Source organism: Streptomyces sp. NPDC058308, from assembly GCF_042880275.1.
In the GTDB taxonomy this organism is placed as follows: domain Bacteria; phylum Actinomycetota; class Actinomycetes; order Streptomycetales; family Streptomycetaceae; genus Streptomyces.
In genome coordinates this window covers 214,680-234,400 of sequence record NZ_JBHVZA010000003.1, presented here as the reverse complement: position 1 = coordinate 234,400, position 19,721 = coordinate 214,680, and the positions used below count along the sequence as shown (strand labels likewise).

22 protein-coding genes and 1 pseudogene are annotated in these 19,721 nt (G+C 70.4%); 9 read left to right on the top strand and 14 right to left on the bottom strand.

The window, feature by feature from the left end:
• Nucleotides 1-125: 125 nt before the first annotated feature.
• The 3 genes from ACFVYL_RS06485 to ACFVYL_RS06475 all read right to left on the bottom strand — a co-directional run bounded on the left by ACFVYL_RS06485 (nt 126) and on the right by ACFVYL_RS06475 (nt 2,405).
• The gene (locus ACFVYL_RS06485; protein ID WP_389713502.1) at nt 126-872 is read right to left on the bottom strand and encodes a GntR family transcriptional regulator; all 747 of its coding nucleotides are present in this window, start codon (nt 870-872) and stop codon (nt 126-128) included.
• 190 nt (nt 873-1,062) lie between these two features.
• Nucleotides 1,063-1,857, bottom strand: a complete 795-nt coding sequence (locus ACFVYL_RS06480; protein ID WP_389713292.1) for a hypothetical protein — start codon at nt 1,855-1,857, stop codon at nt 1,063-1,065.
• 287 nt (nt 1,858-2,144) lie between these two features.
• Entirely contained in the window at nt 2,145-2,405 is a 261-nt protein-coding gene (locus ACFVYL_RS06475) for a hypothetical protein (protein WP_389713290.1), read from the bottom strand.
• Between the two features lie 39 nt (nt 2,406-2,444).
• On the opposite strand from ACFVYL_RS06475, the gene ACFVYL_RS06470 reads away from it, so the two are divergent.
• A complete protein-coding gene (locus ACFVYL_RS06470) occupies nt 2,445-2,621 on the top strand; it encodes a TetR/AcrR family transcriptional regulator C-terminal ligand-binding domain-containing protein (RefSeq protein ID WP_389713288.1) in 177 nt (58 codons plus the stop codon).
• A 65-nt stretch (nt 2,622-2,686) separates the two neighbouring features.
• Here the strand turns inward: ACFVYL_RS06470 and ACFVYL_RS06465 are convergent, their stop codons facing one another.
• Complete coding sequence (locus ACFVYL_RS06465) at nt 2,687-3,349, bottom strand: LysE family translocator (protein WP_389713286.1); 663 nt, start codon at nt 3,347-3,349, stop codon at nt 2,687-2,689.
• A 135-nt stretch (nt 3,350-3,484) separates the two neighbouring features.
• Here ACFVYL_RS06465 and ACFVYL_RS06460 point away from each other — a divergent pair, with 135 nt between their 5' ends.
• The gene (locus tag ACFVYL_RS06460; RefSeq protein ID WP_389713285.1) at nt 3,485-3,937 is read left to right on the top strand and encodes an Lrp/AsnC family transcriptional regulator; all 453 of its coding nucleotides are present in this window, start codon (nt 3,485-3,487) and stop codon (nt 3,935-3,937) included.
• Here the strand turns inward: ACFVYL_RS06460 and ACFVYL_RS06455 are convergent.
• Nucleotides 3,897-5,042: an ROK family protein gene (locus ACFVYL_RS06455; RefSeq protein WP_389713283.1), complete on the bottom strand. Its 1,146-nt coding sequence runs from the start codon at nt 5,040-5,042 to the stop codon at nt 3,897-3,899. The two genes, ACFVYL_RS06460 and ACFVYL_RS06455, sit on opposite strands and share 41 nt — an antisense overlap.
• Before the next feature lie 56 nt (nt 5,043-5,098).
• Between ACFVYL_RS06455 and ACFVYL_RS06450 the strand changes: the two genes are divergently transcribed.
• A complete protein-coding gene (locus ACFVYL_RS06450; protein WP_389713281.1) occupies nt 5,099-6,190 on the top strand; it encodes a Gfo/Idh/MocA family oxidoreductase in 1,092 nt (363 codons plus the stop codon).
• A gap of 20 nt (nt 6,191-6,210) precedes the next feature.
• Nucleotides 6,211-6,678, top strand: a complete 468-nt coding sequence (locus tag ACFVYL_RS06445; RefSeq protein ID WP_389713280.1) for a heme-degrading domain-containing protein — start codon at nt 6,211-6,213, stop codon at nt 6,676-6,678.
• Between the two features lie 223 nt (nt 6,679-6,901).
• On the opposite strand, the gene ACFVYL_RS06440 is transcribed toward ACFVYL_RS06445, so the two are convergent.
• From ACFVYL_RS06440 to ACFVYL_RS06425, 4 genes are all read right to left on the bottom strand, one after another.
• A complete protein-coding gene (locus tag ACFVYL_RS06440) occupies nt 6,902-7,759 on the bottom strand; it encodes a fumarylacetoacetate hydrolase family protein (protein ID WP_389713278.1) in 858 nt (285 codons plus the stop codon).
• Nucleotides 7,760-7,932: 173 nt separating this feature from the next.
• On the bottom strand, nt 7,933-8,700 hold the full coding sequence (locus ACFVYL_RS06435) for a YidC/Oxa1 family membrane protein insertase (RefSeq protein ID WP_389713276.1): 768 nt from the start codon (nt 8,698-8,700) through the stop codon (nt 7,933-7,935).
• Between the two features lie 204 nt (nt 8,701-8,904).
• The gene (locus ACFVYL_RS06430; protein WP_389713274.1) at nt 8,905-9,264 is read right to left on the bottom strand and encodes a DUF6412 domain-containing protein; all 360 of its coding nucleotides are present in this window, start codon (nt 9,262-9,264) and stop codon (nt 8,905-8,907) included.
• A gap of 98 nt (nt 9,265-9,362) precedes the next feature.
• Nucleotides 9,363-9,893: a winged helix-turn-helix transcriptional regulator gene (locus ACFVYL_RS06425; protein ID WP_389713273.1), complete on the bottom strand. Its 531-nt coding sequence runs from the start codon at nt 9,891-9,893 to the stop codon at nt 9,363-9,365.
• Between the two features lie 108 nt (nt 9,894-10,001).
• On the opposite strand from ACFVYL_RS06425, the gene ACFVYL_RS06420 reads away from it, so the two are divergent.
• On the top strand, nt 10,002-11,459 hold the full coding sequence (locus ACFVYL_RS06420; RefSeq protein WP_389713272.1) for an MFS transporter: 1,458 nt from the start codon (nt 10,002-10,004) through the stop codon (nt 11,457-11,459).
• On the opposite strand, the gene ACFVYL_RS06415 is transcribed toward ACFVYL_RS06420, so the two are convergent.
• The 3 genes from ACFVYL_RS06415 to ACFVYL_RS06405 are packed head-to-tail and all read right to left on the bottom strand — an operon-like array spanning nt 11,425 to nt 14,037.
• On the bottom strand, nt 11,425-12,960 hold the full coding sequence (locus tag ACFVYL_RS06415; RefSeq protein ID WP_389713270.1) for a sodium:solute symporter: 1,536 nt from the start codon (nt 12,958-12,960) through the stop codon (nt 11,425-11,427). The genes ACFVYL_RS06420 and ACFVYL_RS06415 overlap by 35 nt on opposite strands.
• Entirely contained in the window at nt 12,957-13,166 is a 210-nt protein-coding gene (locus tag ACFVYL_RS06410) for a DUF3311 domain-containing protein (protein ID WP_389713269.1), read from the bottom strand. Before ACFVYL_RS06410 ends, ACFVYL_RS06415 begins: the two co-directional genes overlap by 4 nt.
• 40 nt (nt 13,167-13,206) lie before the next feature.
• Complete coding sequence (locus tag ACFVYL_RS06405) at nt 13,207-14,037, bottom strand: class E sortase (protein ID WP_389713267.1); 831 nt, start codon at nt 14,035-14,037, stop codon at nt 13,207-13,209.
• Nucleotides 14,038-14,244: 207 nt separating this feature from the next.
• Here ACFVYL_RS06405 and ACFVYL_RS06400 point away from each other — a divergent pair, with 207 nt between their 5' ends.
• The 3 genes from ACFVYL_RS06400 to ACFVYL_RS06390 all read left to right on the top strand — a co-directional run bounded on the left by ACFVYL_RS06400 (nt 14,245) and on the right by ACFVYL_RS06390 (nt 16,745).
• Complete coding sequence (locus ACFVYL_RS06400) at nt 14,245-15,273, top strand: SEC-C metal-binding domain-containing protein (protein ID WP_389713265.1); 1,029 nt, start codon at nt 14,245-14,247, stop codon at nt 15,271-15,273.
• 199 nt (nt 15,274-15,472) lie between these two features.
• Nucleotides 15,473-16,267, top strand: a complete 795-nt coding sequence (locus ACFVYL_RS06395) for an HNH endonuclease (RefSeq protein ID WP_389713264.1) — start codon at nt 15,473-15,475, stop codon at nt 16,265-16,267.
• A 73-nt stretch (nt 16,268-16,340) separates the two neighbouring features.
• Nucleotides 16,341-16,745: a very short patch repair endonuclease gene (locus ACFVYL_RS06390; protein ID WP_384253799.1), complete on the top strand. Its 405-nt coding sequence runs from the start codon at nt 16,341-16,343 to the stop codon at nt 16,743-16,745.
• On the opposite strand, the gene ACFVYL_RS06385 is transcribed toward ACFVYL_RS06390, so the two are convergent.
• Nucleotides 16,722-17,861: a DNA cytosine methyltransferase gene (locus ACFVYL_RS06385; protein WP_384253797.1), complete on the bottom strand. Its 1,140-nt coding sequence runs from the start codon at nt 17,859-17,861 to the stop codon at nt 16,722-16,724. The genes ACFVYL_RS06390 and ACFVYL_RS06385 overlap by 24 nt on opposite strands.
• An 88-nt stretch (nt 17,862-17,949) precedes the next feature.
• Entirely contained in the window at nt 17,950-18,654 is a 705-nt protein-coding gene (locus ACFVYL_RS06380; protein WP_384253793.1) for an HNH endonuclease, read from the bottom strand.
• Between the two features lie 86 nt (nt 18,655-18,740).
• Between ACFVYL_RS06380 and ACFVYL_RS06375 the strand changes: the two are divergent.
• A pseudogene (locus ACFVYL_RS06375) lies at nt 18,741-19,697 on the top strand (DNA cytosine methyltransferase); the annotation flags it as partial.
• Nucleotides 19,698-19,721 lie beyond the last annotated feature (24 nt).

Below are 19,721 nucleotides of genomic sequence, written 5' to 3'. Positions count from 1 at the left end.
ACGCTCCTGGGGGCCGGTGACCCGCACGGGACCGGTCGGCGACGGGACGGTGAACGGCCACCCAAGCTTGGCCTAGACCCGTTATGTTCACGTGACCTGAGCGTCGGCCTCCGGTTCGGGCCGGTTCAGCCGAGACGCGTGGTGAACGAGAACCGGTCCCCCCGGTACAGCGTGCGCACCCGCTCCAGCGGGCGGCCCGCCGTGTCCCGCGACAGCCGGTGGATCAACAGCATGGGCAGGGCGGGCGGCGTCCCGATGAGCAGCGCCTCGCGCGGGGTGGCGAGGACCGTCTCGATCCGTTCGTCGGCGTCCCCGAAGGAGACGCCGAGGCGGTCGCGCAGATACGCGTAGAACGACGAGTCGGGCTCGAAGTCCGCGTCGAGCCGCGGCACCCGCGCCACGGAGACGTACGTGCTCTCCAGACCGACCCGCTCGTCGTCGGCGAGCAGCACCCGCTCCATGTGCCAGACGGGTTCGCCCGGCGCGGCACCGATCTCGGCGGCGAGCGCGCCGGGGCAGGGGAAGCGGTCGAGGGAGATGAGGTTGCGGCCGGGCGTGCGACCCTGCCTGCGCACCCCCTCGGTGTAACTCGCCAGCGACAGCGGCTGCTCCAGCTTGGGGCCCGCGACGACGGTGCCGCGGCCCTGCCTGCGCAGCCGCCCCTCCAGGAGCAGTTCGCGCAGCGCCTGACGCACGGTCTCGCGCGCCACCTCGTACCGCTCGGCGAGGTCCCGCTCGGTGGGCAGCGGCTGCCCCTCCCCCAACTCCGCTATGAGCGCGGCGATCCTGGCCTTCACCGCGTAGTACTTCGGGATGCGGCCGTGCTCGGGGATGCCGGAGCGGACGGGGGCGCCCGGCGCCTGGTCGAGCAGGTGTGCGGGGGCGTGCGCGGGGGTGTGTGCGGGGGTGTCTGCGGGGAGGTGCGCGGGGTTCGGGTTGTCCACTCGGGGATGTTCGCAGACGTACGTGAACACCCGGGTGAACGTGGGGTGTCGCCCGGCCGGTTCAGTAGTGCCCAGCTGCCTCAGCGGCGCCCAGCTGCCTCAGCGGCGCCCAGCTGCTTCAGCGGCGCCTGGCCCGCAAGCGCCGGGCGCCCACGACGGCGGCTCCGGCGCCGAGGAGGACGGCGCCCGCGGCGATGCCCGTCGCGAGCGGGGTGCCCGGGCCCGTCTGCGCGAGCTGTTCGGCGGTCGGCGTCGCGGGCCCTTCGGTCACGACGTCGAACGGGTAGTCGTTGGAGTCGCCGACCCAGTCCCCGTCGTCGTCCCTGCGCTGCACGAGCGCGGCGGATGCCACGACGTGGTTCGCCCCGGTGTCGGAGGTGAAGGTGAGCCGGACCCCGACGCTGACGGTCCGGCCCGGCGCGACCCTGAACCCCCCGAAACCGGCACCGTCGAAGACGCCGATGTTCTCGCCCTGACCGGTCCTCTCGAAGGGCACGGGCCGCCGCCGCGTCCCGTCGTCGAACTCCAGCTGGATCTGCTCGGGCTTCAGCGTCCGCGCCCGGTCGACGAGGACGAGGATGGGGTGGACCCGGCCGCAGGTCTCGTCGGTGGTGTTGGTGAGGTCGACCGTCCACTCCTGATAGCCGTCCCCCGTCCGGTAGGCGTCGGGCCCGCGGTGGATACGGGTGTCGATGGGGAAGTCGGCGCTGTCGTCGAGGGCGCAGGTGGGCCGGTGCACAGAAGGGCCCCCGGCACAGGGCGCCCCGCCGACCGCCACCCCCAACGGCGCGGCCGCCGCGCACACTTGCCCGCCCCGGGCACTGCTCCCGTCCGCCGCCGCGGGCGCCCCGGCCACTGCGGGCACGAGAGCGGCGGCTGCGACGGTGATGCCGAGGGCGAGAGAACTGCACAAGCGCATGGAGGACCTTTGCTGAGCGGGACGCCGGGGAGCCGGGGAGGGCGGGGAGCCGAGCGGACGCGGGCGGCGGCAGGCGCGGGCTGGGGGTGCGGGTTGCAGGTTGCGGGTTGCGGGCCGCGCCTACCGGCATGGCTCGCGACCTTGCCACGCACGCGCGGGCGCGCCGCCCTGCCACCGCCCGATAGGACCGATCGGCCACCCCGATCCCCCTCGATCAGGCGAGATTCCGCCGGACCGGGTTTGGGTCCTCACCGGGTTTGGGTCCTACCAGGCTTTGGGTCCTACCAGGGCACGGGCTCGCCGTGCCGGTCCAGGAACCGCAGCCCGGAAGCGCCCGCCTGCGCTTCGAGTACGTCGACGACGGCCGGGATGCTCTCGTGCGGCGCAAGGGGCGCGCCGGGGCCGACGAGCCGGGTCCGGTTGTGGCCGGGGTCGATGAGCAGCTTGGTGTGTCCGTCGTCGGCATGGCGGGTGGCGTAACTGCGCATCAGCTGGTTGAGCGCGGCCTTGCTCGCCTTGTACAGCTCGTAACCGTCCTCCACGAGCGCTACCTCCGCCCGCGCCGCGCGCAGGAACGCGCCATGCTCATGCGCGCGATCGACGCGGGCGAGATCTCCCCGGAGCTCGGCGCCGACGCCACGGTCGACGCGCTCGTCGGCCCGATCGTCTACCGCGCGCTGACGGGTGCGAGCATCCCTCGCGGCTTGGTGGACACCCTCGTGGACGACCTGCTCCGACCCCGCGCGCAAGGAGACTGACCGAGCCTCAGAGCCGGTCAGGCTCTCAGCCGATCAGCCTCTCAGCCGATCAGGCTCTCACCCTCTCAGCCGATCAGGCTCTCCACCAGCAGCAAGGCGCCGATGGCGATCATCATGGTGCCGCTGACGCGGGTGACGATCCGGGCGGCCGAAGGCCGGGTGCTCAGGACCGTGCGGGCCAGGACGCCGACGGCGAGATAGACGACGGCGCACGCGGTCAGGTGCACCGTGCTGAGCAGCCCGGTCTGGGCGGCGGGCGGCCAGCCCGTGGCAGGGTCGATGAACTGCGGGAACAGCGAGAAGTACAGCAGCAGCGCCTTCGGATTGAGCCCGCTGATCCCCACCCCCTTCAGCATGACCCGCACGCGGGAGGCGTCCGTACGCTCGCCACTTTCGCCCGCGGCCACACCCTCGCCCGCCGCCGCACTCTCGCCCGCCGCCGCCGGAGCGGCCGACTGTCGCAGGACTCCCCAGCCCAGCCACAGCAGGTAACCCGCGCCCGCCACGGTCAGGACGGTGAGGGTGGCCGGGGAGTTCGCCACGAGCATCGCCAGGCCCGCGACGGCCACCAGCGCATAGGCCGCGTGCCCGGCGATCAGCCCGGTGACGGCCGGTACGACCGAGCGCCCCCGCAGTCCGGCCGAGATCGCGTAGGCCCAGTCCGCGCCCGGCGTGAACACCAGCAGCAGGTCCACCGCCAGGAAGGCCGCCAGCGTCGTCGTATCCATCGATCGTTCCGTTCCCTCTTGTACGTGCTTGTACGTGTTGTACGTCGTGCTCCGGAGGGAAGGCTAGGTCGGATATGCCCGAAAGTGTTTGCGTCTTTACCCCATGATCTCGGGATGTGGGGGAAACTCTTCTCCATGGACGCCTTGGACCGGAAAATTCTTACCGAGCTGCAGCTGGACGGCCGTCTGACGGTCACCGAGCTGGCCGCGCGCGTGCAGCTCAGCGTCTCGCCCTGTCACCGCCGGCTGCGCGACCTCGAACGCGAGGGCGCCATCTGCGGCTACCGGGCCGTCGTCGACCCCGCGGCCGTCGGCCTGCACTTCGAGGCCCTCGTCTTCGCCACGCTGCGCTGGGAGACCCCCGACACCGTCACCTCCTTCGAAGAGGCCGTGGCAGCCGTCCCGCACGTGCTGCAGGCGCAGCGCCTGTTCGGCGAGCCTGACTACCTCCTGCGGGTCGCGACCACCGACCTGGCCGCGTTCCAGCAGCTCTACGACCAGCAGCTCGCCCGGCTCCCCGGCGTCCAGCGCCTGACGTCCACCCTCGTCATGAAGAACGTCGTCCAGGACAGACCACTGCCTGAATAGCCGCCCGCCCGAACAGCGGCGCGAGGACCAGCTGGGCCGCCCCCTCGGCGACCCCGCGCTCCCCGCCGGGGGCGAGACTCACCGGCACCTGTGCGGCGGTGTCGCCCCCGCGCCGCACGCGCTCGGCGACGACCGCGCCCACCCCCCGTACGAAAAGGTCCTCCGCGGCGAAGACGGTCCGGCCGCCGAGCAGCACGCGGTCGATGTCGAGCAGGCCGACGAGGTTCCCGGCGGCCGTGCCGAGCACCCGTGCCGCCTCGTCGAGCTCGCCCCGGGCGACCGCCGCGAGGCAGAGCGCCTCGACGCAGCCCCGGTCCCCGCACTCGCAGCGCGGGCCGTCCAACCGCAGCACCTGGTGGCCGAATTCACCGGCGCCGGTGCGGGCGCCCCGGTAGAGGGCGCCGCCGAGGACGAGGCCGGCGCCGAGCCCGGTGCCGAGGTGGAGGTAGGCGAAGGAGTCGGCGGCGCCCGCGAGGGCCAGGCCGAGGGCGGCGGCGTTGGTGTCCTTGTCGACGGCGACCGGCAGCCCGAGCCGCGCCCCCAGCGCGTCCCGCAGCGCGAACCCGTCCCACTCCGGGAACCCGGTGACGCGGTGCAGCACCCCTTCGGCGTGATCGAGCGGCCCGGGCAGCGCGACGCCGACCCCGGAGACCGGGCGCCCCCGCCCCTCGCCGCCTTCCAGCAGCTCCCGCACCTCACCCGCCGCCACCTCGACCACCGCCCACGCGCCCGCGCCGAAGGCGAGCGGGGCGCGGCGTTCGGCGACCACCGTGCCGGTCAGGTCGACGAGGACCGCCGTCAGCTCGTCGCGGTCCAGGTGGAGGCCGACCGCGTGACCCGCGGCCGGGACAAGCCGCAGCACGGTGCGGGGCTTGCCGCCCGTGGAGGCGCGGCGTCCCGCCTCCGCGGCCAGCCCCTCGGCGCGCAGCCTCGCGGTGATCTTGCTGACGGCCTGCGGGGTGAGCCCGGTCCGCTCGGCGAGCTCCAGGCGGCTGATGCCCGCCTCGCCCGCCGCGCGCAGCAGATCGAGCACGAGCGCGGCGTTGTGCCCGCGCAGCGCCGACAGGTTCACTCCGGGGTTCGCCCAGTTCACGTACGACTTCACGGACCCATTGTCCCGCCCGCTTGCACTTTGGCAACACCGTTGCTTAAGTGGAAGGCATGACTGGCACAGGCTCTTCACGCTCTTCACTCCGCGTCGGCCTCGTCGGGTACGGCCTGGCGGGCTCCGTCTTCCACGCCCCGCTGATCGCCGCCACCGAGGGCCTCGTCCTCGACACGGTCGTCACGTCGAACCCCGAGCGGCAGGCTCAGGCCCGCGCCGAGTTCGGCGACGAGCTGCGCTGCGCCGCGTCGGCCGACGAGCTGTGGGAGCGCGCGGACGAGCTCGACCTGATCGTCATCGCGTCCCCGAACAAGACGCACGTGTCGCTCGCCACCGCCGCCCTGAAGGCGGGCCTGCCGGCCGTCGTCGACAAGCCGATCGCGGGCACCGCGGCCGAGGCGCGTGAGCTGGCCTCCTTCGCCGACGAGCGCGGGCTGCTCCTGTCCGTCTTCCAGAACCGCCGCTGGGACAACGACTTCCGCACGCTGCGCCGGCTCCTGTCCGACGGCGAGCTCGGCGACGTATGGCGCTTCGAGTCCCGCTTCGAGCGGTGGCGGCCGCAGCCGAAGGGCGGCTGGCGCGAGTCCGGGAACCCCGAGGAGATCGGCGGTCTCCTCTACGACCTGGGCAGCCACGTCGTCGACCAGGCCCTGGTGCTCTTCGGCCCGGTGACGAGCGTGTACGCGGAGTCCGACGTCCGCCGCCCCGGCGCGGAGGCCGACGACGACACGTTCCTCGCGCTCACGCACGCGAACGGCGTCCGCACGCACCTCTACGTCTCGGCCACCACCGCGCAGCTCGGCCCGCGCTTCCGGGTCCTCGGCTCCCAGGCGGGCTATGTGAAGTACGGCCTGGACCCGCAGGAGGCCGCGCTGCGCGAAGGCAAGCGCCCCGCCACGCACACCCCGTGGGGCGTGGAGTGCGAGTCGATGTGGGGCCGGGTCGGCTCCGGCGAGTCCCCGCTGACCGGCGGCGGCCGTCCGCTCCGGACCCTGCCGGGCGACTACCCCGCGTACTACGCGGCGGTCGCCGAGGCGCTGCGCGGAAACGGCGAGAACCCCGTCACCGCGCACGAGGCGGCCGCGGCCCTGGACGTCCTTGAGGCCGCCCGCCGCTCGGCACGCGACGGCGTGACGGTGACGCTGTGAGCAACGCGGCAAGGAGCACGGTGAACGAGACACCCACCATCGACGAACTGACCGCCCAGGAGGCCCGCCTGGTCCTCCCCCGCTTCACCCATGACGACGCCTGGTCGCTCGGCACGCTCCTGGTGGAGCTGGCCCGCGAGCGCCGCGCCCCGGTGGCGATCGACATCCGCCGCGGCGGCCAGCAGCTCTTCCACGCGGCGCTGCCGGGCTCGACCCCGGACAACGACGCGTGGATCGACCGCAAGCGCCGGGTCGTCGAACGGTACGGCTGCTCGTCCCTCCTCGTCGGCACGCGCTTCCGCGCCAAGGGCACGACGTTCGAGGCCTCCTCCCGCCTCGACCCCGACGTGTACGCGGCGCACGGCGGCGCGTTTCCGATCGCGGTCGAGGGGGCGGGGGTGATCGGCACGGTGGTGGTGTCCGGTTTGCCGCAGGTCGAGGATCATGCGTTGGTGGTGGAGGCGCTGGAGCGTTTCATCGGCGCCTGAAGGCGAGCGAACGAGCGTGACCGCACATGTACGGGAACGCCGCGTCGGCTTGCGGGCGATTGGGCGGGCCGGGACGGCCGTGGCAGCCAGGGCAGCCGGGTAGACGCATCGGGCCGGGGCGGCCGGTCCCGCATTCCGGGCCGAGGCGGGGCCCGCACGCCGGACCGAGCCCGGACGGCGCGCCGGACAGGCACGCCGACCCACGGCACCGATACCGGTCGGGTTACGCCCCCTTCAACTCCTGCCGCTGCCGTCCGAGCCCCTCGATCTCCAGCTCCACCACATCGCCCGCCCGCAGATACGGCTTCGGTTCGGGCTGTCCCATCGCCACGCCCGCGGGCGTCCCCGTGTTGATCACGTCGCCCGGGTAGAGCGTCATGAACTGGCTGACGTACCGCACCACTTCCGCGACCGGGAAGATCTGCTCGGCGGTCGTGCCGTCCTGCTTCAGCTCGCCGTTGACCCAAAGCTTCAGGGAGAGCGCCTGCGGGTCCGCCACCTCGTCGGCGGTGACCAGCCAGGGACCCAGCGGGTTGAACGTCTCGCAGTTCTTGCCCTTGTCCCAGGTGCCGCCCCGCTCGATCTGGAACTCCCGCTCGGAGACGTCGTGCGCCACCGCGTACCCCGCGACGTGCGCGAGCGCCTCCTCGTGCGACTCCAGATAGCGCGCCGTACGTCCGATGACCACGGCGAGCTCGACCTCCCAGTCCGTCTTCACCGAGCCGCGCGGCACCAGGACGGTGTCCTCCGGGCCGACCACCGTGTCGGCCGCCTTGAAGAAGATGACCGGCTCGGCGGGCGGCTCGGCGCCCGTCTCGCGGGCGTGGTCGTGGTAGTTGAGCCCGATGCAGACGACCTTGCCGATCCGCCCGACCGGCGGCCCCACACGCAGCCCCTCGGCGGCGAGAACGGGCAGGTCACCGGCGTCGGCGGCGGCCCGTATCCGGCCGAGCGCGGCGGCGTCGGCGAGCACCTCGCCGTCGATGTCGGCGACGATGCCCGACAGGTCACGGAGGGTGCCGTCGGCGCCGAGAAGCGCCGGGCGCTCCGCCCCTGCCGTACCGACTCGCAGCAGCTTCATGGTCAGACTCCATTCTCGGTGGCCCGGCAATGGGGTCTCCCCAGCCGAGTTGGTTCGAGGCAGGGGACGGGTTACGGCCTCGGAGGTTTGGTTTGGTCGATCGTCCAAGCTCACTGTCCGGTCCGCAAGACCCCGTTCACGTACTGGACCTTTACCGGGCAGTAGCCCAGGCCTCAGACAGCGGCGGCCAGCGCCCCGGCACTGCCCGGCATGTCCCGGTACAGCACCGCCCGCTCGACCGCGCTCCACGTCGTGCTGGTCACCACGTACAGCGCGGCGGCCAGCGGTACCACGGCCACCGTGAACAGAGTCATGAACGACATCAGCGGCATGACCTTCGTGATCGCGCCCATGCCCGGCACCTGCTGGTCACCGGCCCCGGCCTGCGGCAGCGGGTTGGCCGCCATCTGGAGCTTGGTGCGCCGGAAGTTGAAGGTGGCGACGGCAGCGACGATCGCGAACAGCGCCAGGTAGACCAGGCCCTGCGCGCCGAACACCCCGCCGTCGGCCAGCGCGTCCTTCCAGCGGCCGCCGAGCGGCGCGGCGAAGAGGGTGTGGTCGAGCAGCGTGTTCGCGTCGCCGCCGATGCTGGAGTTGGAGAAGAGGTGGTACAGGAGGAAGAACGCCGGCAGCTGGAACAGGCTGGGCAGGCACCCGGAGAGCGGCGACACCTTCTCCTTGCGGTGCAGCTCCAGGACGGCCTTCTGCAGCTTCTCCGGGTTCTTGCCGTGCTTCTTGCGGAGCTCCGCGATCTGCGGCGAGAGCTTGGCGCGCGCCCGCTGCCCGCGGGCCGACGCACGCGACAAGGGGTGCACGAGGAGACGTACGCAGGCGGTGAACAGCACGATCGCGGCGGCGGTCGCCGAGCCGTGGAAGAGCGGGTCGAGCAGGTCGGCGATGTGCTCGACCAGACTGGCGAAGACGGACATGAAACTGGACATGGAGTAGCCCTCCGAGGGACTCGTCGTGCCGAGGGAAACGGTGGTTCCGCGGGAGATGGCGACGGGAGACGTCGCGTCGGCGTGACGAGCCGCGAAGGGGCGCGGTAGCGGTGATACTGATGGGTGAGGTGGCAGTGGTCTGCCGATACGGCACTGGCCTGCCGATACGGCAATTGGTCTGCCGGTGCTGCCTCGCGAACGCCCCTACGCGGTCGTCGGGAGGGCGCGTCCGGGCGCTCGAGGGCGCCTGCGGCCCTTGGCGTCGGGGTCGCGTTGAGGCAGGAAGGCGGTACGCATCTCGCGGTCGCGGATGGCCGTGCGCACTCTGGTGCGGGGCACGGCGGGCGCGCAGCGCGCGGCGATCACGGAGCAGACGGCGAGCGCGGAGCCCGCAGCGGCGGTCGCGGCGAGCGCGACGGCGGCGGTGAGGCTGCCGGTGTCGACGAGGACGACCTCGACGAGCAGGAACAGCAGGAGCAGGGCGGGACGTGCGGCCGCTTTCCCGCCGCGGATCGCGTTGCGCAGCGTTCCGCGCAGGTCGGCGACTCCGTGCGGCTCAGCCATGTCCACCCTCCTTCCCCTGTCCGTGTCACGTGTCCCGTGCCGGTCGTACTGCCGTCCCGTGCGGGTCGTACTGCTGTCCCGTATCGGGCGTACTGCCGTTATACAGGATCGACTTCGACGACCTGAAGGAGCCTGCGGGGGCGGGCAAGGGCGCGGCTGACCGGATCCTTCGGGTCCGGATCGATCCCGGGGCCCGGCAGCATCTCGACGTCCGCGACCGGGACGAGGGCCCCGCAGGCCGGACAGTTCCCGACCGCCCCCAGCTCCGTACCGCACGCGGCGTGCCGGAAGACGCGGCACGTCTCGCCGTCGGTGAAGTGGTCGCGCCCCCAGGCGCCGAGCACGCACAGGGCCGGCCAGAGTTCGAGGCCGCGCTCCGTGACGACGTACTCGTGGCGGGACGGAGAGTTCGCGCAGGACCGCTTCTCCAGCACTCCGGCGCCGGTGAGCGTCTGGAGGCGCTGGGCCAGGACGGCGCGCGGGATGCCGAGGTGGACGAGGAAGTCGTTGTAGCGCCGCACTCCGTAGATCGCGTCTCGGACGACGAGGAAGGTCCAGCGCTCCCCGACGATCTCTAGCGCACGGGCGACCGAGCACTGCTGCGAGACGTAGTCCTTGCCGAGAGCCATGCGCCCACCCTAATCCTTTCCCCGCCACAGGTTCAGTGAACGAACTTTGGCTGCTACGGTGATCCACACCTGCGAAGTTCATTCACTGAACCTAGGAGAGGCAGACCCATGCCCCGCCCGACCCCCGCGCCGCCGCCCCGGACTCCGCATACGAATCCGCATCCGCATCCGAATCCGGCGAATACGTCCCCACGCAGCGGCCTCCACACCCCCCGCGCCCCCCGCACCCCCCACCGCCCCGCCGCCACCCTGGCCGTCACCAGCTCCGCCACCGCCGTGGCCCTGATGACGTACACCGCGCCCGCCGTGATCCTGCCCGACACCGCGGCCTCCCTCGGCACCTCGCTCACCGCCCAGGCCTGGCTGCTCAACGGCACCCCGCTCGGCCTCGCCGCGTTCCTGCTGGTCGCCGGCAGCCTCGCCGACGACCATGGCCGCCGACGGGTCTTCCTCGCCGGGACCATCGGGCTCGGCCTCACCACGGCGCTCGGCGCCCTCGCCACCTCCACCTGGCTGTTCACGCTGGCCCGTGTCGCGCAGGGCGCGGCCAGTGCGGCGATCCTCGCGACCAGCCTGGGCCTGCTCGTCCAGGCCTTCCCCGCGGGTCCCGGCCGGGTCAGGGCGACCGGGATCTGGGGCGCGTGCGTGAGCGCGGGGATCGCCGTCGGTCCGCTCGTCGCGGGCGGCCTCGCGCAGGCCGACTGGCGCTTGGCCTACGCCGTCATGGGCCTGGCCTCCCTCGTCGTCGCCGCCTTCGTCCCGCGTACGTTGACGGAGTCCCGCGCCCCGCGCGGCGGCCGCCCCGACCTGGCGGGCGCCCTCACGCTCGGCCTCGCGCTCATCGCGCTGGTGGCCGCGCTCACGCTGGGCCGGGACGGCTGGCTCCGTACGCCGGTGGGCGCGCTGCTCGTCGCCGCCGCCGTCCTCACCGCGGCGTTCGTCCTGGTCGAACGGCGGGCGGCGGCGCCGCTGCTCGACCTCGGCCTGCTGCGCCGTCCGCCGTTCCTCGCGGCCACCGCGGGCGCCCTGTTCACCGGCTTCTCCGTGATCGCGCTGCTCAGCTACCTGCCGACGCTGCTCCAGCACACCCTCGGCCTGTCCGCGATGAACGCCGCGTGGCTGATCTTCCTCTGGTCCGGTGTCTCGTTCGCCGTGGCCCTGCAGGCCAGGCGCCTGGTCGGCCGGGTCTCCGCGCGCCACCAGCTGGTCGTTGGCTTCGCCCTGCACGCCGTCGCCGTCCTGACCATGCTGGGCGCGGCGTCCGCGGGCTCCTGGCCCCGCCTGCTGCCCGGACTCGTCGTCTCCGGCGTGGGCAGCGGCCTGCTGAACGCCGCGCTCCCGCTGCTCGCGGTCGAGTCCGTGCCGCCCGAGCGCGCCGCGATGGGCTCGGGCGCCAACAACACGGCGCGGTACATCGGTTCGGCCGCGGGGGTCGCGCTGATGATCGCGGTGTCCACGTCCTCCGGGGACCTGGGGCGCGGCACGGACGTGGCCGTGATCGTCTCGGCGGGCCTTGCCGTTCTCGCCGCGGTCAGCGTGCTGTTCCTGAAGGAGCGGCGGAGCTGAGCTCATCCTCGTCCGGCCCTTCGAGGGGATCGCTCGCGAGGACCTCCTCGTCCGGCCGGGAGTCCGCGCGGTCGGCCGGTCCCGCGTACGTGACGGCGAGCGCCACGGCCAGGTTGAGGGCGAGGGCGACGATGCCCGCGTTGACCCCGGCGACGGGGTCGTGGTCGCTGAAGACGAGCGCGCACACGACCCCGACGCCCACGACGAGCCCGCTCAGCGCCCCGGCGAGGGTCAGTTTCCGCCACGCGAGGCCGAGCAGCAGGACCGGTACGAGCTGCGCCATCCCCTCGTACGAGATGAGGGAGAGCCGTACGAGGGTGTTCGGCGCCCCGTACGTCATCGCGAGCGCGAGGCCTCCCGCGACGACGACCACGCCCTGCGAGGCGAGCTTCTGCCGCTGCGGGGTGCGCCAACGGGGCAGCAGCGACAGCACGCTGCTGCCCCACATCGTCCCGATGACCAGCATGAACACGGCCATGGGCACGATGGAGGAGAGCGCCGCCGCGACCCCGATGACGCCGACGGCCCACGCGGGCAGCGAGTCCACCACCAGCTTGAAGAGCGCGAGGTTGGACTCGGCGCCGACGAGTCCCGGCACGACGAAAACCGCGGCCATGCCGAGCAGCATCGGCACGAAGAGCAGCACGTTGTAGGCGGGCAGCCAGATGGCGTTGCGCCGCAGCCCGTCCGCGCTGCGCGCGCCCAGATAACCGGCGACGGTGGTCGGGAAGATGACCACGGTCACCGCGTTGAGCAGCGACGTCGTGGCGAACCACGCCTCTCCGTAGGGGCTGGCGCCGCTCCCCGGCAGCGTGAGCCAGTCGCTCTTCTCGTGCACGATCCGGTCGAGGAACTGCCCGTATCCGTCGAAGTAGTGCAGGGGTACGTAGACGGCGAGGAAGGCGAGGGTCCCGACCACGAGCACGTCCTTGAGCACGGAGACCCAGGCGCTCCCGCGCAGCCCGCTCACCACCACGAAGCCGGTGGTGACGGCGAAGCCGATGAAGTAGGCCCAGTTGAGGCTGATCGCGCCGTAGGAAATGGTCGAGACGACGACGCCCATGCCGGTGATCTGCAGCTGGATGTACGGCAGCAGGAAGACGGTGACGAGCAGCGCGACGCCCGCGCCGAGCCAGGGCCGCCCGTACCGGTGGGCGACCATGTCCGAGATGCTGACGAGCCCGTGGCGCCGGGCGTAGGCCCAGAGCATCGGCCCGACGACGTAACCCACCGCGTATCCGCAGGACATGTACGCGACGACGTAAAGGACCGGAGCCCCGTAGTTGTACCCCCAGCCCGCGGCCCCCAGATAGCTGAAACTGGTGTAGCCCTCGCCCGCCATCAGCACCCAGATGAACACGGCGCCGAGGCTGCGCCCGCCCACGGACCACTCGGCGATCCCGCCCTGCTTGCCCCGCCCGCGGACGGCGGCGAGACCGAGCGCGACGGTCCCCACCATGAAGACGCCGAAGACGGCGGTGGCAACGGCTCCGTCACTCATGACGACGCACGCTCCGTCCTCTTCCGGTCCCCTCGGTGGGCCATCCACACGCAGAGCGGCGTGAGCAGCGTCGCGCCCAACAGCCAGAAGAACAGAAAGGGCAGCCCGAGGACGACGGGCCGCACGCGATTGGCGAACGGCAGGGCCCCGAGGTACAGCACGAAGGGGCCGAGCAGCCAGAGGAGATGGGGACGTCGAGCGATCACGAGGCCTGACCCTATCCGGGGCCGGGCCGCGCCCCTTCGGCTATCGCGGCCGCATCGAGCGCAGCTTGCCCCACACGACGAGCCGGTACTTGGAGGTGTACTCGGGGGTGCAGGTGGTGAGCGTGACGTAGTACCCGGGCTCGCGGTACCCGTACCCCCTGCGCACATCGCTGCGCGGCACCGCACGGATCACTCCGCCGTCGCGAGCGGAGGTCCGCGCCAGCGTCTTGTCGACGACGTACGTATAGGTGGCGTGCGCGGTCTCGACGGTGACCTCGTCCCCGCGCCGCAGCCGGTCGATGTGGCGGAACGGCTCCCCGTGGGTGTTGCGGTGCCCGGCGAGCGCGAAGTTCCCGGCCCGGCCGGGCTGGGCGGTACGGGGATAGTGGCCGGCGTACCCCTGATTGAGCACGGCCCCTTTGCTCACGCCCTGGGCGACGGGGACGCGGATGCCGATGCGGGGGATGCGGAGGACGGCGTAGGCCTGGTCCCAGCGGGGGGTGGGGGGACGGCTTTCGGTTCCACTGCTCTCTGTACGGGGGCGGTCGCTGTCCGGGGACGGGCTGGTGGAGCGGCCCTCTGCCCCGGAACGAGAACCGGACCCGGAACTGGAACCGGCCCCGTCGCCCGAACCGCCCCCGGGACCGGACGCCCCACCCTCACCCCTGCCCCACTCCTCCTCAAGGGCCTGGACCTTCCGCTCGGCGGCGGCGCGGGCTTGGCGGTTGGTCCACCACAGCTGATGGGCGACGAGCAGGAGGAGGACGAGTCCGAGGGTGACGGCGATCTCGGCCCCGCCCCACAGGGCGCGCACGACGGGGGTGCGGCGCCGGGTGCGCCCGTGCTGGACCACCGGAACCCGCTCGCGCACGAGGCCTCCTCCTTGAGCTCCCCTGGCCCCCCGGGCTTCCCTGGCTTCCCGGGCTCCTCGAACCGCTACCGCTCCATCCGCTCGGGCCCTCGGCCCTCCCGGCCGCCGGGAGGATAGGCGTTGCTCCGCCAACAATCCATGGCCGGGCGAGGCAGCAGCCGAACCGCCCCTCCTGCTGGAGGCCCCCTCGGCAGTACCGTGTCCCGTATGCGCCCCGACAAGCCTGCTGCTGCCGACCACGTCGACGTCGACCACATCGCCGAAGCCGCGCGCCTGGAACGCACGGCCGGCCTGTACCCGGAGGACGCCGAACAGCTCCTCCTCCAAGCCGCGGCCCACCTGGAACTCGCCGGCGCCCGTGACCGCGCGACGACGCTCTACGACCGCCTGCTCTCCGCGGAGACGCCCGCGGGCTCGCCTCTCCTCATCCGCGCCCTGAAGGCCTCGAACCTCTGGGAGTACGGGCACGAGGCGGAGGCGAGGGCGATCATCGACGGCGTGCGCGCGGCGGCGCCGCGGGACCCGGCGCCGTGGGTGATCGTGGCGGAGTCCCTGGAGTCGCACGACGAGCTGGAGCAGGCGCACGAGACGTTCACGGAGGCGGCGGCGCTGCTGCTTCCGGCGCGGACGCCGGAGCCCCCGTACGCGACGCATCCGCTCCTCTTCGGCCGCCACCGCGTACGCCGCCTCCTGGGCGCGGACCACGACGAGTGGGACACCCTGGCGGACCGGGTCTCCACGGCGCCGGTCTCCCTGGACGAACTCCACGACCCCAAGCGGGTCTGGTCCCTCGGCTCGGAGAACCCGGCGGAGCTGCGGGCGGAAATCGCCCGCATCCAGGCGGAGTTGGGCTCGTACCGCGAGGCGCTGTCCCGCCCGTTCCCGGTGGCGGTGCTCCACTGGCCCGCGCCGGAACTGACGGAACTCCTGACGGCGTACCCGTCCCTGTCCTCGGAGTACCCGTCCCACGAGGCGCACCTGTCGACCATAGAGTCGTCCCTCCGCGAACTCTCCGCCTCCGGAACCCCGAACCTGGGCATCGTCACGGGCACGGTCCCGTCCTACGAGGCCTTCGCGGCATCGGAGGCGTCCTCCCCCGAGGACCCGTCACTCCTCCCCCAGTACGCGACGACGCTGGCGGCGCGGGGGCGGGCGGTGGCTTGGCCTCCTGAGGGGGACGGGGAGTGTTGGTGCGGGTCGGGCGTGGCCTATGGGACGTGCCACGGCAGCGATTGACAGCGGGACCCTCGACTCGTCCCCCTCCCTGAGCTACCGAAGTCCGGCCTAGTCCTCGCCCACTTCCGAACCACCGTCCGATCACCGGCATCGAGCGAAACTTCAGGACCACATGCCAGAGACGAACGAGCCACGCCCTCTCCCTGCGCCGAATAGCAAGGAGTTGCAGGACCTGGTCCCTGACTCCGAGACACGGGCCGTGTACCAAGTGCTCTACCAGTCGCAGGAAGAGCCACTGGCCATGCCTGCCATCAGGGAGCGCGTCAGCCTCGTCACCGGCAAGGCCAACTTGCAGATGGACCGGCGGCTTCGCTCGCTGCGCACCCACTTCGACGTGCCCGCACAGCGCATACCGGGGGAGAAGAACCTCTTCGTCTATCCGCTGCTCGGCTGGAATCCTCATTTCGGCAAGCGAACGGCGCGGAAGAACATCCGCGGCTCAGTACGCGCCATGGTCCACCACACATATGGCAACCGCTGTGCCGCTTGTGGCCGCACGCCCAAAGACGACCAGGTGAAGCTGGTCATCGATCACATGGTCCCACTTGACCTAGGCGGAACCAACGAACAGGAAAACCTCCAGCTGCTCTGCGAGGAGGACAACCATGACAAGCAGTCTCTCTTCGCCGACCATCAAGAGAACGCCGCTGCCCTGCGAAAGTCGCTGGCACTCCCCGAGGTCCATCTGCGGATCGGCGAACTACTGAAGGCTATGGCAGGCGAGAACGTCCCAAAGGAGCTTATTGTTCTCGTTGCCCGGGAAGAGAACCACGGCGATCCGACCAAGCGAATGCGTGAGCTCAGATCCCTCGGCTGGATCATCGAGAACACTCAGCGCAGGAAGGGGCGGCGCGTCCTCTCGTTCTATCGCCTGGAACACTGGGAGCCTTGGCCCCCGGGAGGCCCGCAAGCCGCGATTGCCAAGCTTGAGTGGACGCGCCAGAGAGCGAAGCGTTCGGCGACAGACGCAGCCGGGAACAGCTCGCAGGAGTAGAGCAGTGAGTGATCCGCAGCCCTGGTCTCCGCCAGAAGGCTCATGGGCATCGTCTGCCGCGAGGCGACGCAACATGCAGGCGATCCGGAGCCGGGACACCAAACCTGAACGACTGATCAGGCGGCTCGTCCATGCCAACGGCCTACGTTATCGAGTCTCGACACGCCCGCTGCCCGGCCTTCGCCGAACCGCAGACATGGTCTTTCGGCCAGCAAAGGTCGCCGTATTCATCGACGGTTGCTATTGGCACGGATGCCCCGAACACTATGTGTCGCCAAAGACCAATCCAGGCTACTGGTCGGACAAGGTCAAACGGAATATGGAACGGGACCGGGACACCGACCAGCAGCTAACAGAAGCTGGCTGGCTTGTTCTGCGCTTCTGGGAACACACGTCCGCCGAAGAGTCGGCAGCTGAGATTACACGGCTGGTCTCGGAGCGGCGGAACCGCACATCAGATGAGGGTGTCCCGGACTGAAGCGCTAGTAGTGCCGTCCAGCTCACGGTCTCCCACAGGAGGTTCCATCAGATCCCCCGTGCGCTCCAGCGCGTCCTTGATGGCCAACCCGACAGCCTTGGCGACGGGCGGAGGGAACGCATTGCCCACCTGCCGGTATTGGGCGGTCTTGCGCCCAGCGAAAACCCAGTCCGTAGGGAATCCCTGAATAATCGCCGCCTGTTCGACAGTGAGCATGGGGCCGACGCGCTTCTCCTCCGGCACATCGATCGCCAAGTCCTTGTTGCCCAAGTCCCTTTCGAGGTTGGGTTCCTTCTCGTCGTTAGCGACACCCATCCCGTTCACCCCGAGGGCCCGCCAGGCATTCTTCGCTCGGGTCGGCCCGAGGTCAGCGCCACCATGCTTCTTGGAGCCGCCCACAAGGGTGGGGGCCACCGTTCCGGCTTCAGAAGCCTCCTTGAGCCACTTCTCAAAACCGTCAGGCCTGCCGGCATCGGTGAAACGGCGCTCCATCGTGTCCCTCAACGCCTGCGCCACTGTCTTAAGCTCATCTGTCGGCTTCGGCCAGTCAAATCCGCGGTAACAGTCCTTTCGGATCGCCACCAGAATCGCACGAGGCCGAAGCTGAGGAACGCCGTAGTCGGCGGCCTCCAGGAGACGCCACCCACACACAACATATTCCATGTCGCGAAGCTCGCGCTTGATATCTTCTCGATAACGGAAGAACTTATCGAAAGGTTTAACGAGACCGGCAACATTTTCGATCATTACCGCGCGAGGAGTCAGTTCTCCTACCAGTCTCAGCATCTCCGGGAAGAGATCACGCTCGTCATCCTGACCGAGTTGCTTCCCGGCGACAGAGAAAGGGGGGCAAGGGACCCCGCCGGCGAGTAGATCGAGATCTTTTACTGTCGGCTTGAAGTCCTTGACGTCCATGGGAAGGATTTCGCACTGAGCAGCCTCTTCCTCTCCCCAGACCTTGCGCTCCACCACGTTGAGCTTGAGCGTCTCGGCCGCAAACTTGTCGATCTCGACGAGTGCACGGTGACGGAACCCCGCCCCATGGAGGCCAACTGCCTGGCCTCCAGCTCCCGCGCAGATCTCAATCGAGGTCAGCGGCTGGTAGCTGGAACTCATCCAACCCTCCCGGTGGTGTAGCTACGACACGCTAGTGTCGCATCCACAGCACCGGAACTCGCCCGCGTCGCAGCTCTCCCGGTATGCGTCAGCTCTTGAGCAGAGCTTCGAGGTCCCGCCTGACCTCATCCCGCAACTCCGCTGGCAGCTGCCGGTACATCCCCCACGCGCGTTCAGCGCCGCTCAGTGGCCGCGCGTCGGCAGCCATCCATACCAACAAGTCCTTCTTGAACCGCACCGGCAGTTCCTTGATCCTGTCCCACACCTGCTCACGTGTCATCTGCGCACCAGTCAGGTGCTTCACCGTCTCGTTGCAGCGAGCGCACTCGGTGATCAAGTCTTCGGAGTTCGCCCCACTGCCGGACTTGTGCGGGTTCACGTGCCCCAGCGTCAATCGAGCGTGGGAGCCACGCTCACCCGCGTACTCCTCACCCGCGGCCACACCACAGCGACGGCACATATGGCCATCGCGCTCGAAGACGAACCGCCGAGTCTTCGCGCTGATCTGCCTCAACCCCGCAGCGCGGTGCTCCCTCTCCCAGACCGGGTGGCCGATCTTCTCCAGGTACAGCTCATCGGCCTGCAAGCTGGGCTTGTCGCGGTAGGTCTTGATATCCCAGCCCGCCGGCCGCAGGTCTCTCATGCGGCGGTCCACCTGCTCAGAGCCTGGGATGGCGGCCCGCAGGGCCTGCTTCTTGAAGGTCCGCCCTTCGCCGACTTCATCCCTCAGCCACAGAGCCACCCTCACGCGGGTGCCGAGCGCCTCATCTCGCCAGTCGGGCCTGCTTCCCATGACAACCCCTCCACACGTCAGAACACCGGTTCGCATAGTCCTTCGTTCGCGTCGAAACCTTAGCTTGCCGCCACTTGCCGCGGCAAGTGGCGGCAAGCTGCTCGGGACACTCGTCGGAACAACAGCCCCGAAGGGCACCCCTCGTGACACAGCTATCGACCAAGGTCACCCCCCGTCGCTCATGCCTCGAACTCTGCGCAGGTGCGGGAGGGCAAGCGCTCGGCCTGGAGAGGGCCGGGTTCCAGCACGAAATACTGGTGGAATTGGACCCTGACGCATGCCGCACTCTCCGCGGCAACCGGCCAGACTGGAATGTTCTTCAGGCAGATCTCCGGACGCTGAATGCGGATTCCTTCACCGACGTGCGACGTCATGACCTCCTCGCAGCGGGAGTACCGTGTCCGCCCTTCTCACTCGCCGGCCAGCAGCTGGGTTCCGATGACGAGCGCGACCTCTTCCCGTACGTCTTATCGCTGGCCTCGACGGTCAGGCCGCGAGCCGTCCTCATCGAAAATGTGAAAGGACTCCTTCAGAGCAAGTTCTCCGCCTATCGGTTCAAAATTATCCAAGCTCTCTCGGCCCTTGGGTACACCGCGGAGTGGAGACTTCTGTACGCGCGGGACTTCGGGGTCCCCCAGCTCCGGCCGCGCGCCGTCCTCGTAGCCCTTGAGCACCACGTCTTCGAGCACTTCCGATGGCCGGATGAGACCACCTCCGCTCCCGTCGAGGCCGCACTCGTAGGGAATGTTCTTCGCGAGTCAATGGCGTCCCGCGGATGGGAACTGGCCGATCCCTGGGCTCAACAGGCCCAGAAGGTCGCCCCCACGCTATGCGGCGGCTCGCGGAAACACGGCGGCCCAGATCTTGGACCCACACGAGCACGGCAGGCCTGGGCAGAAATCGGAGTCAACGGCTCAAGTGTGGCTGACATGCCACCCGGCCCAGGCGACGTGCTTCCGGTGAGACTGACCGTTGCGCAGATGGCTCTATTGCAGGGCTTTCCCCCAGAGTGGAAGTTCGAGGGCTGCAAGACGTCCACTTACCGGCAAGTGGGTAATGCGTTTCCA